Here is a 12046-nt window from a genome sequence, read left to right on the forward strand (position 1 = left end):
CCCGGCCCCCCCACACCCGACCCCCGAACCTCACGATCACTCCTCGCACACGCTGGCGTGTATTTGGGCGCCGACGCGATGGGACGGGGTACGGCGATTCCGGCGCCTCATACGGCGCCCAGTCGGTGAAAAGGTCCTCGCCTTCGGCTCGGGCAGTATCCCCAAGGCCTATCGGCCCTGCCGCCTTTCCCCTGCCCTACTGACCCCCCGACCCCCCACCCTCAGCACCCGACTCCCGCCTCGGAGCCCAGGCCCTCAACTCCCGGCCCCGGTCTCACGATCATCCCCTCGCACACGCTGGCATGTCCTTGGCGCCGACGCGGTGAGACGGGGTACGGCGATTCCGGCGCCTCATACGGCGCCGAGCCAGTGAAAAGTTCTCGCCTTCGGCGCTCTAACGGACGTGGCGTCCTCCTCTGCGACGGCGGGCGCCGCCGTCCGTCCAAGCGGGCGTTCACCGGTTCAGGAGTCGGGGGAGCCGGGGGAGTCGAGCAGGGCGACGAGGCGTTTCGGGGCGACGATGCGGTAGCTCTCTTCCACCCATTCGCACAGCACGTCAGCGTCAGGGGTGCCGTCCGCGAACGGGATCGTGACCCATCCCGCCTTCCCCAGCCCGTGACCCGTCGGGCTCGCGCCGGGCAGGTCGAGCGCGTACCCGTTCGACTCGCGCAGTTTCACGGAGAACTGGAGCCCCCACTTCTCCGTCGCCTCGTCCATCCCCAGGAAGACGAACACCTTCTTGTTGACCTTGACCACGGTCTCGCCCCAGGGGAAGTCCTCATGGGCCTCAGGGAGGCCGAGGGCGAACTCGCGCAGCCGCTCACGAATCTGCTGCCATTCGTTCATGTCCTAATTGTCATCCTCGGCCGACCCGAACACGCCCCAGGGATCGTCGCGCACGTCAAAGGACGCGACCCCCAGGCGCCGCCATCACCGTTCACGCGGACGCCGCCCGCTCACGGCCCTCGGCGAAGAACGCCGACACGTCATCGAGCTCGCTGAGCGGACGCGAGGCGCCGAAGGGCGCGTTCCAGAAGTCGCCGGTCCTCGGCTCCCAGGGCCCGACGTACGCGTAGGGCACGCCGAGATGGCCGTCGCCGAGCGAGACGCCGTAGTTCACCTTGTCGAGCGTCACCCCCAGGTCGAAGTGCTCCGGCCACAGGACGGGCGTCAGATCGGGGGCCAGCCGGCGCAGCGCCTCCTCGCCCAGCGAGAGGCTCGCCTCCAGATGCGCCGCCGCGGCGGGGTCGACCCGCAGGACGTCCTCCGGCGAGCCGCCCGACCCGTCGGCGTACAGCTCCGCCGGGGCCCCGGCGCCCGCCCCCGTGGCCGTGCCCAGCTCCTGGACGGTCGCCCCGTCCAGCGGCAGCCGCCCGGACCCGACCACCAGCTCGCCCCCCTCGACCCGCAGGTCGGGCTCGCTGATCGTCGCGAATCCTCCAGGCGTCACACGGAGGCGGATGGTGCCGCTCCGCCGGTACTGCGGCCCGGCCAAGATCAGTTCCGCGACGACGTGGAGGGACCGCCGCGTCGTCGTCAGCTCGTTCGCGTTCATACCTACAGCGTGATCCCCCAGCGGACGCGCCGCCACACAGGGGTGGCCGCCACATAGGGGTGGCCGGACCACCCCTACGAACACGTGCCGGACATTCCACCAAATGAACGATCCATGGTCGGTCGGAACAAATGCCAGTTTGATACTCACTAATTATCTGCAGAACATCTCTCAGCACCCATGAACCGAATATTGCCCCCAAGTCCATCTTTGAGATGAACGGTATGTCCATATGCGGCCATGTGATGGACGGCGCGCATCCTGGCGGAATTCCAGGGGTATGCCCCGTACCCCCGACCCATTCCGCGGCCCCGCCGCCTTTCCGAAAAGAGGCACATAATGATGAAAATCACCAGACGCGCACGCGCTTTCGTGGTGGTCATCGCCACCCTCATGGCCCTCCCGGCAATGGCCCCCGCCGCCCACGCGGACGTCGCGTACACCTGCACGACCGGAACGCCGTTCGTCCCGGTGATCGCGATCCTGGGACCCCTGCAGATCCTCGCCCACGGCTGCACACCGGCGACCGGCCAGCCAGGACCCGGGACGATCAGGGTCCCCTCGGGCATCTACCACTGCAATCGCGTGACCCCGATAACCCCCGGCTTCGTCAACGGCGTCCAGTGCGACTGACCCCTCGTGTGGGCCGCATTCCGTCGATGAAGCACGTACGCGTTCACTTCCACTGAAACGGTTGTCCTGCGCATATTTCCGGCCTGTGGAACAATGTCGCGATGCGTTTTCATGCCGACTTACACATGCATTCGAAGTACTCGCGCGCCTGTAGCAAGGACAGCGATCTGGAACATCTGACATGGTGGGCGCGGCGCAAGGGCGTCACGCTGCTGGGCACCGGTGATTTCACGCACCCGGCCTGGTTCGACCGGTTGCGCGACGACCTCGTACCGGCCGAACCGGGACTTTTCCGGTTACGCGAGGAGCCGGACCGGGAGATCTCCCGTACGCTGCCGCCCAGCGTCGCGGCCGCCCAGGTGCGGTTCATGCTGTCGGTGGAGGTCTCCACGATCTACCCCCAGGGCGGGCGATCCCGAAAGATTCACCACCTGGTGTACATGCCGGACTTCGAGGCGGCCGAGGCGTTCAACGCCAAACTCGGGCGGATCGCCGATCTCGGTTCTGACGGCCGGCCCGTCGTCGGCCTGAACTCCCGTGATCTGCTGGAAGCCACTCTGAGCAGCGGCGACGGCGCCTACCTGGTGCCCGCCCACGTCTGGACCCCGTGGTTCGGCGTGTTCGGCTCGAAGTCCGGATTCGACACCCTCGAAGAGTGCTACGGCGACCTCACCGATGAGATCTTCGCGCTGGAGACCGGGCTGTCCAGCGACCCGGCCATGAACTGGCGGGTCTCAGGACTCGACGGATATCGGCTGGTCAGCTACTCCGACGCCCACTCGCCGCCCATCGTCGCCCGCGAGACCACGGTGTTCGAGACCGATCTGGACTACTTCGCGATCCTGCGGGCGCTGCGGACCGGCGACGGGCTCGCGGGGACGATCGAGTTCTATCCCGAGGAGGGCAAGTACCACGTCGACGGGCACCGCAAGTGCGGCGTCCGGATGGACCCCGAGGAGACGCGGCGGCATGGTGGGATCTGCCCCGTATGCGGGAGGAAGCTCACGGTCGGCGTGCTGAGCCGGGTCGAGGACCTGGCCGACAGGCCGGCGGGGTTCCGTCCGGACGGCGCCGCCGGCTTCCGCAACCTCGTCCCGCTGCCGGAGATCGTGGGCGAGATCTTCGGTGTCGGGCCGAAGAGCAAGAGGGTGCGCGCCGAGGTCGACCGGCTCACGGCCGCCATGGGCCCTGAGCTGGCGATCCTGGACGAGCTGCCGGTGGACGACATCGCCGTGCACGCACCGCGGCTCGCGGAAGCGGTCGCCCGCCTCCGCCGCGGCGAGGTGACCAAGGACCCGGGCTACGACGGCGAGTTCGGCGCGATCCACGTCTTCGAACCGGACGAGCCCAAGAACCCGGACCCGGACGACCCTCCGACGCTCTTCTAGCCAGGCGGACTTCTGCCCACGGCGGGCTTCCGGCAAGCCTGGACTTTCTGGTCACGCGGGCCGGTCAGCTCCCCCAGAGCCTCTGCCGGGCCTCGTTGCCGTCCCGGTAGCCCACCAGCCGGGCGAACACCGGCAGCAACGTGTCGTGGCCCTGCGCCTTGGCCCCCTGCGCCGCGTCGAAGATCAATGTCGGTTCGAACCGCGGCCACGCGATGGGCACCGGAGCGGGGACGGACTGTGCCAGCAGGTCGCGCAGCGCGGGGGTCGGGGAGCGGGTGTACTGCTTCAGCAGGTACGTCACCCGGGTGTCCGGGAGGAGCAGCACCCGGGGCGGGCCGCCGGCCTGGACGACCACGTAGTCGTCCGGCTGGATGAGGTGGCACCGGGCGTTGCGGTAGACGGCGGCGGCCTGGGCCGTGGGCAGGTGGTTCAGGGACAGCGACAGGACCTGGAGAGAGGTGGAGTCCTGGCCGAGGGTGTCGTCGGCCAGCAGAATGACGACGGTCAGCTCACCGGGGACGTCCAGGTCGGCGCCGCCCTTGACCGCCTGCGCCAGGTACTCGGCGACGTACTCGGACACCGTCACCGGGCTGGTGCCGGCGTCCGCGTGCGACAGGTAGGAGATCCTGGCGGTCCTGCTCCACATCGCGAACACGGCGCAGGTGTGCACCCGGGTCGTCCAGGCGCCGGCGGCGCCCAGATGGTAGTAGGCCTGGTTCGTGTCGAAATCGGTCTTGTCCTTCGAGTCCTGCTCGATGGAGATGCCGAGCCGGCTCAGGGGCTTGGGCACGGAACCCGAGTTGTCCGTCACGTCCACCCGGCGGGCCGGGGCACCGAGATCCCAGGTCAGGGCGTCCAGGGCGAACACCCGCTCTGGGGTGCCGGAGAACTTGACCTTGGTGCCGTCGGGATAGACGCTTCGCAGGTCGCTTCGCAGCGGGATCTTCAGGCCGATGTCGGTCGAGACACTGTCCCCCGTGACGGTCCCCGCCACCAGCCCCTTCACGCTCGCGACGGTGGGCGGCTGGACCGGGACGTACTCGACGATGGTGCCCACCGGGTGGACGGCCTGGTCCGGGAGGACGTCGTAGCTGTGCCCGGTCACCACGTCGCGAACCACGGTGGGTTTCATGAAGATCACTCCAATGGGCACGAAAGCTCCGATCTCGGTATGCCTCACGGCGGGACGCGAAAAGGCCATGGGAAATGGAACGCTGAATTCTGTGTGCATCCATAATCGGCCCGCCTGTTGTCCTGAAACCGTGGACGACGGACCGGCGGTCAATCCCCGAGAATCGGCTGGAATCGCGCGGCGACTGGAGTCAAGATATCACCGGGATCGGTAGGTCAGAACGACAGAAACCATTACTTGAAGTGGCTTCACCTGTCGATTGTCACCCTGGAAGAACGCGGTCCGGCGGGTACCGGGTTCTCAGTAGCGGACGTTGCTCTGCACCAGTGGCGGATAAACGCCGGACGTCTCACCGTCGACGGTGGTTCCCGCGAACTGCAGCATCGCCCGCAGCGCCCCGTGCAATGGTGCCGGGTAGTTCAGGGCCGGAGCGGAGACCGCGTCCAACGTGCGGAGATGTTCCGGGGTGAGGGTCACTTCCAGGCCGGCGACATTGTCCTCCAGGTGCTCCACACGCCTGGCGCCGACAATGGGCACGACGGTGCCTTGGCGGGCGCGCAGCCAGGCCAGCGAGACCGCCGCCGAGGTGGTCCCGAGTTCGCCGGCGACCGTGGCGACCGCCTCGATGACCTCGAACTCGTCGTCGCTCGGGTGGCCGACGAAGGGCGTGCGGGCCGAATTGGTGACCTGCGTGCCGCGCCGGTACTTGCCGGACAGGAATCCGTTCTTCAGGGGGCTCCATGGCACCAGCGCCATGCCCTGGTCGAGCGCGAGCGGCGCGAGCTCGCCCTCGACGGTGCGGGCCAGCAGCGAGTACTCCACCTGCAGCGCGATCAGCGGGGTCCACCCCTTCAGCAGCGCCGTGGTCTGGGCCTGGGCGGTGAACCAGGCGGGCGTGTTGGAGAACCCGATGTAGCGGATCTTGCCGGCCCGGACCAGGTCGTCGAGCGTGCGCAGGGTCTCCTCGATCGGGGTGTGGCGGTCCCAGTTGTGCAGCCAGTACAGGTCCAGATAGTCGGTCCGCAGCCGGCGCAGGGTCTCGTCGAGCTGGGCGATGATCGACGAACGACCCGCCCCGCCGCCGTTGGGATCCCCGGGGAACAGGTTGGTGAAGAACTTCGACGCCAGCACCACGTGCTCGCGCTTTCCTGGCCGGGCGGCGAACCAGTCGCCGAGGATCCTCTCAGAATGGCCGTTGGTGTAGAAGTTCGCGGTGTCGATGAAGTTCCCGCCGAGGTCCAGATAGGTCGCCAGGATCTTCTCAGACTCCTCGACGCTGCATCCGGCACCACCCGGATCCTCTCCGAAGGTCATCGCGCCAAGGGCGAACGGGCTGACCCGCAGCCCCGATCGGCCGAGGGTGACGTAGTGATCGAGCGGCATTTCGGTGCTCCCATGGTGTCGGAATGGTGATTCCATGGAAGCGCGAGCCGGGTGACCGGTGGTAGACCGATCCACGCGAGCCCTTGCCCAATCCTCTCGACTTCGCACCGATCGTGCGAACCCGGCTTACCTGAACCCGACCGAAGACCCGGCGGTCGATCATCACCGCCTGGCGACGTCGACTACATCGGAGTGCTCCGCGACACCGACACGAAATATCAGCTGAGCGGCAATTCATACCGCTGGACATTCCTGGACGCCGGCAACAGAGGTGCGAACGAACTGAACCGACCGAACAGGAATCGACGTCTACCAACTGTGCGGCTTCCCAACCTGGTCAGACTCGGCCTCGCGGCGACCATGGTGTGTACAGCGAGTGCGGTGCTCTCGGGATCGGCCGGCGAGCCACCGCCCGTACCGTCCACCTGCCCACAACGCTGGGGCGGCGACGACATCGGCGGCTGGGTACCCGCCGTCGCCCACATCGCCGGCGTGAAGACGTCGCTCGTCCCCGGTTCGCCGGAGGGAGCCCTCATCTGCGCCTACCCCGGGGACGACACGCATCCCGGTGGTGAGCGGCTGACCGGCTCGCGAACCCTGACGGATCAGGCCGCACCGATGGCCCGTGACCTCGCGTACCTCCCGGTCACCACCGCCGACGTGGGGCGTCCGTGCACACTGATGGCGGGACCGATGACCAACTACCTCATACGGTTCGCCTACTCCGGCGGCCGCGCCCTGTGGGTGGGCAGCGCCGACGAGGTCAACCACTGCGTGTGGACCACCAACGGCACCGTCGGCACCAACTCGTACGCCGGCACCACCATCACCACGGCCTACAGGGACGGAATCTGGCGGCCCGCGCGACCAGCCGACCCCTGCCAAGGACCCGGCGACCGCCGCGGCCAGGACGAGCTGATGGTCCCAGGACGACCCGGCCGAGTCACAGTGTGCAGGGACGCCACGTACTCACGGCCGCCCTACCGGAAGCGGCATGGCAGGGACGTCGCCCGTGCCCTGGCCGAGACGCTGAACACCTTGGACACCGTGCCGAGCCGGAACATGTGCCATGGGATATCTGGCGTTCACGAACGCGGCATCCGGCTCATATTCGACTATCCAGAAGGACCGGCCGCCGCGGTGACGATCACGATGAGCTGCGCTCCCGCCATCAACAACGGCCTGCTCCAGGCCGACCTGGACGCCCACCTCCGCGACCGCCTCCTCCACCTCGCCCCCTCCTGACACCAAAGCACACCCCGCACCAGTGGAAAACGCGGCCGGTACGGCGACTCGCCGGTGCCGGCCTTTGGCGAACAAGGGTCAGGGACGGCGTCAACGCGCGGCCGCACGGGCGGTCGCCTGAGCGTGCTGTTCGTCGGTCATGCCGCTCGTGGCACCGGGGTGACTCTGGTGCAGGTCGTGCCGATCGTCCACCCACACCTGGTAGTCCCGGCGCGCGTCCCGCTCGTCCTGACCGGTCGCCGTGGCCACCTCCTGCCAGGTCACGCCCGCTTCGAGCGCCCGGTCGACGTGGACGAGGTCCCGGAGGCTCCTCGCGATGGACTCACCCAGCACCAGCAACTCGACATGCTCGCCCGCCGTCAGCGGCAGGTACTTGTCGGCGTCGCCGTAGCGGCCGGGATCGTAGTCACCCCGGGACTTCAACGTGGCGATCGCCCGCACATGCAAGTCACGGTCGGACAACTGGTGCCATCGCTCCAACCGCGTCGAGATCGGAAAGTCAGCCAGCTCATAGGGACTGGTAGGACTCTCGGGAAGGCGCCTGCTCATCTCACTTCTCCTTCGACCGACGACCAGCTGAACATCCCACGTTAACCGCCTATCGCGAGCGCCTTCTTCGGCGAACGAGAGGTCAGGGCGATGGCAGCACGGACAATTCGCAGGCGTAGGCGTCAGCGGGTGCGCTGACGAAGATCACGTGACCGTGAGAGCGCCGCAACGCGGGTAACGTCAGCCGGGTCAACACGTGTCCCACGGCGGCTCCCCATCCTCGACGCTGCAGCGTGATCATCGTACGCATCGACGCCTGCGACAACGCAATCCAATCCGAAAAGCGGGAGGCCACGAACAAGGAGAAAATAATCGGCGGGAAAGCCGGTCATTTCCCAGGGAGTTCTCGTGGACGATCCGTTACCTCAGGCGTGCGCCCAGCAATTCGTCATCGGCCACACGGGCGAACTGCCGGTGTGGCTACTCAACGGTATGTTCCGCCTACGTCATGAAGTGTTCCACGAGCGCCTGCGCTGGGACGTCGACAGCGTTCACGGCATGGAACGCGATTTCTACGATGACTGCGATCCGGTCTACGTGATCAGCCATCGGGTGGACCTCCAGGAGGTCACAGGGTGTTGCCGGATGCTGCGCACCGACGGCCGTTACATGCTCCCCGAGGTCTTTTCCGAGCTGTTGCGCGGGGGGCAGGCTCCCCGTGACCCGGCCATCTGGGAACTGAGCCGCCTGGCCACCGGACGTGCCTGGTCTCGTACCGTGGAGGCGGGTCTCGGCCCACTCGCCCGTGCGCTGCTCTGGGAGGCGTTCCGCTGGGTCGATCAGCGCGGCGAAGCGGTGGTAGCGGTTTCGGGCGTGGCCCTGGAACGCAGCGTGAATGCGATGGGCGTTCCCACCCGGCGATTAGGCGACGGCAAAGCGGCGCGCCTCGGCCGGGTACTCTGCTCCGCCTACATCACAACGACCAGGAATTTCCTGGAGAACGCGCCCCCGGTTTCGGAAACGGAGGCTGATTGTGACGGCGATTGTGCGGCTACTCGCGACTGAGAGGCGACAGCAAAGCCAGATGGTTGGGCTTACAGCATGAGTCCCTCGGCCGCACCCTCCAGCCTGATGCTCCGCACTGAGCCCATCGCCGTGTCGGTGCCCACCGGCGGCGCAGAGACCGCCGTACGGTTGTCGCCGGCCGCAGCTCCCGGAGCACCATCCGAACGATTTCCAGTGCGCCATATGAACGATTCCCATCACCCCTCCGGCGCTCTTTGCTGACTAGCATCGCGGTATGAGATCGTCGCGGATTCAGTCGTTCTTCGCTGGCATGCTGATTGCGAACAGTGCTCCCCATCTCGCCACCGCCGTCACCGGCCGCCGTCATTTAACCCCACTGGCCGGGAAGAGGTCCGGACCGGTCGTGAACGGCGTGTGGGCCGGGCTCAACCTTGCCGGCGGCGTTCTGCTACTGCATATGTCCCGGCGCGGCGACGACCGGCCACGCTGGGACGAAGACCTGCTCGCTTTCGAGCTCGGCTATCTCGCGTTCGCCACCTGGATGACCGGCTCGGAGCGTTTGCTCCCCATGAACTGGACGAAGTCGACGGACACCGGCGGCGACCAGAACTGACCACGGGCCCCGCGAACATCCCCGATCATGGGCTCGACGCCGCGAAACGCGAGGTCGAAAGTCCTGGCCGGACCACGACGGCGAGCGGACCAGCAGAAGGGCACATTCAATCTCGTTATTTGCCGTGCGGGTCGGACGTGTTGAGCGTCGCCACGACCTGGTCGTAGTCACCCCGCGCCTCGCCGTAACGCAGGAATTTCACCCGCTCGACCTGGATCTCTTTCGCGTCCGGCTGCGCCTCGAGCAGCGCGACGACCTCGGCCACGAACTCGTCGAGCGGCATCGCGAACTCGCTTTCCTCCTGACCGGGCAGCAGCGCGGTGCGGACGGACGGCGGTACCAGCTCCACGATCTTCACGCTCGTGTCGGCGAGCTGCAGCCGGATCGACTCGCTGAGCATGTGGATCGCGGCCTTCGCCGCGTTGTAGCTCGGTGTGATCTTGAGTGGCGTGAACGCCAAGCCCGAGGAGACGGTGATGATGGTGGCGTCCGGCTGCGCCCGCAGGTGCCGGATGAACGCGGCGATCAGGCGGATCGGGCCGAGCAGGTTGGACGTGATGACCGACTCGGCCGAGGCGAGGAACGACTCAGGCTGGTGCCAGTCCTCGACGCGCATGATGCCGGCCATCGTGACCAGGACGTTGAGATCCGGGTGCTTGGCCAGGACCTCCTTGGCGGCGGCCTCGATGCCGGCCGGGTAGGTCGTGTCGATCTGGACGGTGTCGATGCCGGGGTGCTCCGCGGCGATCCGCTCCAGCAGTTCGGCACGCCGGCCGCCGACGATGACCGTGTTCCCCCTGGCCTGCAGTTCGATCGCGAGGGCGAGGCCGATACCGCTCGTGGAGCCCGGGATGAAGATCGTGTTTCCTGAAATCTGCATGCTTCCAGCCTTACCCGCAGGATGGGGGGTATTCAGAGAGCACTTATCGGGGGATCGGCGATCCCTGGTTCGTGGCCGCCGGTCGCCGGGACCGGGGCGGATACTGGAACCATGGACCGCAGAGCTCTGGCCGACTTCCTGCGCCGCCGCCGCGAGGCGCTCCGGCCGGAGGACGTCGGTCTCCCCTCGGGCGCACGCCGCCGTGCCCCGGGCCTGCGGCGCGAGGAGGCCGCGGCCCTGGCCGCGATGTCGGCCGACTACTACACGCGGCTCGAGCAGCAGCGCGGCCCGAGACCCAGCGAGCAGATGCTCGCCTCCCTCGCCCGCGCCCTGCGGCTGACGGGCGACGAGCGCGACTACCTGTTCCAGATAGCAGGGCACAACCCCCCGGCCTCGGTCGCGGACGCTACGCACGTGGCCCCCGCGTTGCTCCGCGTGCTCGACCGCCTCAACGACACCCCGGCGCTCATCTTGTCCAACCTGGGCGAGACGTTGGTGCAGAACCGGATGGCCGACGCCCTGTTCGGCGACAAGTCCGGCCATACGGGCCTAGCCCGCAGCGGGATCTACCGGTGGTTCACCGATCCCTCCGAGCGGCTGTGCTACCCCGAGGACGACCGCGACAGGCAGAGCCGTGCCCAGGTCGCGAACCTGCGCGCCGCCTACGGCTCGATGGGCCCCCAGTCCCGGGCCGGCGAACTCGTCCACGCGCTGCAGAAGGTGAGCCCGGAGTTCGCCGGGCTGTGGGATCGGCACGAGGTCGCCAAGCGCTTCGAAGACCACAAGACCCTCATCCATCCCGAACTCGGCCCGATCGAACTGGACTGCCAGGCACTGTTCACCGAGGACCAGTCCCAATCCCTCCTCGTCCTCACCGCCGCCCCCCGCACCGAGGCCCACGAAAAACTCCAACTCCTCGCCGTCCTAGGCCAAGAACGCTTCACCCCACCCCGAAGAAACCCCTAGCCCCACAAGACCGAACACGACGAACCCGCGCCCCGACCGGTCCAGCCGCCCAGGTCACGTGCCGGGCGGGGACAGGGCCCTCGTAAAGGCCTACGACATCCCCGCCAAGGAAGACGACGACGGCGCCGCTCCCGCCCGCCCACCCTTCGCGCAGGCGATGGTTCTAGTACTCCAGCCGTACTAAGTGATCTTTGGTATGTCGTCGCTGGTAGTGGGATCTACGGGCACGGGTTTGGTGGCGTAGTCGCCACAGGGACCAGCGCCGGACATGGTGTTCGTCGGTCGGTGGCCGGGTCAGTTGTGCGAATAGCCGGCGGATCTCGTTGGCAGAGATCGCGATCGGCTGATCGGCGGGGAGTGGCGTTGCGCGTGTTGTGGTGGTGGCCGTGGGGTCATCTGCTGGATGGTGTTCCTGGTCGCTGCCGGGCGGGTCGGGTTGCTCAAGGAGCGTGGCCCTGGTGACGGCGAGGAAACCCAGGGCGAGCATGGTCAGGGTGATGTACCGGTACCAGGCGGGATACAGGCGGACTTGGTAATGGTCCAAGGCGGTCTCGTTCTTTGCGGCTTGGAAGCACTCCTCGATCGTCCACCGGGCTCCGGCCACCGACACTAGGAGCTGTTCGGAGTTCGGATCTAGGTGAGGCCCGGTGGCTGGTAGAACTCGGATGTGGCGCGTTTTGATGTGACCGATGCCGAGTGGGCGTTGATCGAGCCGTGTCTGCCGGTGGCGGCTACC

At 67.4% G+C, this 12046-nt stretch carries 12 protein-coding genes and 1 pseudogene; 6 read left to right on the forward strand and 7 right to left on the reverse strand.

Annotated elements, in window-relative coordinates; all coding sequences use genetic code 11:
* Positions 1-462 precede the first annotated feature (462 nt).
* Together NYZ98_RS40475 and NYZ98_RS40480 are read right to left on the reverse strand one after the other, a co-directional pair.
* Entirely contained in the window at positions 463-846 is a 384-nt protein-coding gene (locus NYZ98_RS40475; RefSeq protein WP_262850734.1) for an MmcQ/YjbR family DNA-binding protein, read from the reverse strand.
* 91 nt (positions 847-937) lie between these two features.
* Positions 938-1555: a hypothetical protein gene (locus NYZ98_RS40480; RefSeq protein ID WP_262850736.1), complete on the reverse strand. Its 618-nt coding sequence runs from the start codon at positions 1553-1555 to the stop codon at positions 938-940.
* Between the two features lie 342 nt (positions 1556-1897).
* Here NYZ98_RS40480 and NYZ98_RS40485 point away from each other — a divergent pair, with 342 nt between their 5' ends.
* Both NYZ98_RS40485 and NYZ98_RS40490 read left to right on the forward strand, forming a co-directional pair.
* A complete protein-coding gene (locus tag NYZ98_RS40485; RefSeq protein ID WP_262850738.1) occupies positions 1898-2188 on the forward strand; it encodes a hypothetical protein in 291 nt (96 codons plus the stop codon).
* Positions 2189-2313: 125 nt separating this feature from the next.
* The gene (locus NYZ98_RS40490; RefSeq protein WP_262850740.1) at positions 2314-3576 is read left to right on the forward strand and encodes an endonuclease Q family protein; all 1263 of its coding nucleotides are present in this window, start codon (positions 2314-2316) and stop codon (positions 3574-3576) included.
* A 64-nt stretch (positions 3577-3640) separates the two neighbouring features.
* On the opposite strand, the gene NYZ98_RS40495 is transcribed toward NYZ98_RS40490, so the two are convergent.
* Positions 3641-4708, reverse strand: a complete 1068-nt coding sequence (locus tag NYZ98_RS40495; RefSeq protein WP_262850742.1) for a hypothetical protein — start codon at positions 4706-4708, stop codon at positions 3641-3643.
* A 300-nt stretch (positions 4709-5008) separates the two neighbouring features.
* Positions 5009-6091, reverse strand: coding sequence for an aldo/keto reductase (locus NYZ98_RS40500; RefSeq protein ID WP_262850744.1), 1083 nt, complete (start codon positions 6089-6091; stop codon positions 5009-5011).
* 381 nt (positions 6092-6472) lie between these two features.
* Between NYZ98_RS40500 and NYZ98_RS40505 the strand changes: the two genes are divergently transcribed.
* Complete coding sequence (locus NYZ98_RS40505; RefSeq protein ID WP_262850746.1) at positions 6473-7336, forward strand: hypothetical protein; 864 nt, start codon at positions 6473-6475, stop codon at positions 7334-7336.
* A gap of 90 nt (positions 7337-7426) precedes the next feature.
* On the opposite strand, the gene NYZ98_RS40510 is transcribed toward NYZ98_RS40505, so the two are convergent.
* Positions 7427-7885: a hypothetical protein gene (locus NYZ98_RS40510; RefSeq protein WP_262850748.1), complete on the reverse strand. Its 459-nt coding sequence runs from the start codon at positions 7883-7885 to the stop codon at positions 7427-7429.
* Positions 7886-8233: 348 nt separating this feature from the next.
* On the opposite strand from NYZ98_RS40510, the gene NYZ98_RS40515 reads away from it, so the two are divergent.
* Both NYZ98_RS40515 and NYZ98_RS40520 read left to right on the forward strand, forming a co-directional pair.
* The gene (locus NYZ98_RS40515; RefSeq protein WP_262850750.1) at positions 8234-8890 is read left to right on the forward strand and encodes an acyl-homoserine-lactone synthase; all 657 of its coding nucleotides are present in this window, start codon (positions 8234-8236) and stop codon (positions 8888-8890) included.
* A 235-nt stretch (positions 8891-9125) separates the two neighbouring features.
* Positions 9126-9464 (forward strand): hypothetical protein, encoded by a 339-nt coding sequence (locus tag NYZ98_RS40520; protein ID WP_262850752.1) that lies wholly within the window; start codon positions 9126-9128, stop codon positions 9462-9464.
* A 115-nt stretch (positions 9465-9579) separates the two neighbouring features.
* On the opposite strand, the gene NYZ98_RS40525 is transcribed toward NYZ98_RS40520, so the two are convergent.
* On the reverse strand, positions 9580-10344 hold the full coding sequence (locus NYZ98_RS40525) for an SDR family oxidoreductase (RefSeq protein ID WP_262850755.1): 765 nt from the start codon (positions 10342-10344) through the stop codon (positions 9580-9582).
* A 111-nt stretch (positions 10345-10455) separates the two neighbouring features.
* Between NYZ98_RS40525 and NYZ98_RS40530 the strand changes: the two genes are divergently transcribed.
* Complete coding sequence (locus NYZ98_RS40530) at positions 10456-11310, forward strand: helix-turn-helix transcriptional regulator (RefSeq protein WP_262850757.1); 855 nt, start codon at positions 10456-10458, stop codon at positions 11308-11310.
* Between the two features lie 163 nt (positions 11311-11473).
* On the opposite strand, the pseudogene NYZ98_RS41725 reads toward NYZ98_RS40530, so the two are convergent.
* Positions 11474-12046: pseudogene (locus tag NYZ98_RS41725) on the reverse strand (hypothetical protein); the annotation flags it as partial.

The sequence above is a fragment of the Sphaerisporangium corydalis genome (assembly GCF_025506355.1).
In the GTDB taxonomy this organism is placed as follows: Bacteria; Actinomycetota; Actinomycetes; order Streptosporangiales; family Streptosporangiaceae; genus Sphaerisporangium; species Sphaerisporangium corydalis.

Coding starts and splice junctions, on each gene's coding strand:
- NYZ98_RS40475 (WP_262850734.1), bottom strand. CDS start 846: ATGAACGAATGGCAGCAGATTCGTGAGCGGCTGCGCGAGTTCGCCCTC.
- NYZ98_RS40480 (WP_262850736.1), bottom strand. CDS start 1,555: ATGAACGCGAACGAGCTGACGACGACGCGGCGGTCCCTCCACGTCGTC.
- NYZ98_RS40485 (WP_262850738.1), top strand. CDS start 1,898: ATGAAAATCACCAGACGCGCACGCGCTTTCGTGGTGGTCATCGCCACC.
- NYZ98_RS40490 (WP_262850740.1), top strand. CDS start 2,314: ATGCATTCGAAGTACTCGCGCGCCTGTAGCAAGGACAGCGATCTGGAA.
- NYZ98_RS40495 (WP_262850742.1), bottom strand. CDS start 4,708: ATGAAACCCACCGTGGTTCGCGACGTGGTGACCGGGCACAGCTACGAC.
- NYZ98_RS40500 (WP_262850744.1), bottom strand. CDS start 6,091: ATGCCGCTCGATCACTACGTCACCCTCGGCCGATCGGGGCTGCGGGTC.
- NYZ98_RS40510 (WP_262850748.1), bottom strand. CDS start 7,885: ATGAGCAGGCGCCTTCCCGAGAGTCCTACCAGTCCCTATGAGCTGGCT.
- NYZ98_RS40520 (WP_262850752.1), top strand. CDS start 9,126: ATGAGATCGTCGCGGATTCAGTCGTTCTTCGCTGGCATGCTGATTGCG.
- NYZ98_RS40525 (WP_262850755.1), bottom strand. CDS start 10,344: ATGCAGATTTCAGGAAACACGATCTTCATCCCGGGCTCCACGAGCGGT.
- NYZ98_RS40530 (WP_262850757.1), top strand. CDS start 10,456: ATGGACCGCAGAGCTCTGGCCGACTTCCTGCGCCGCCGCCGCGAGGCG.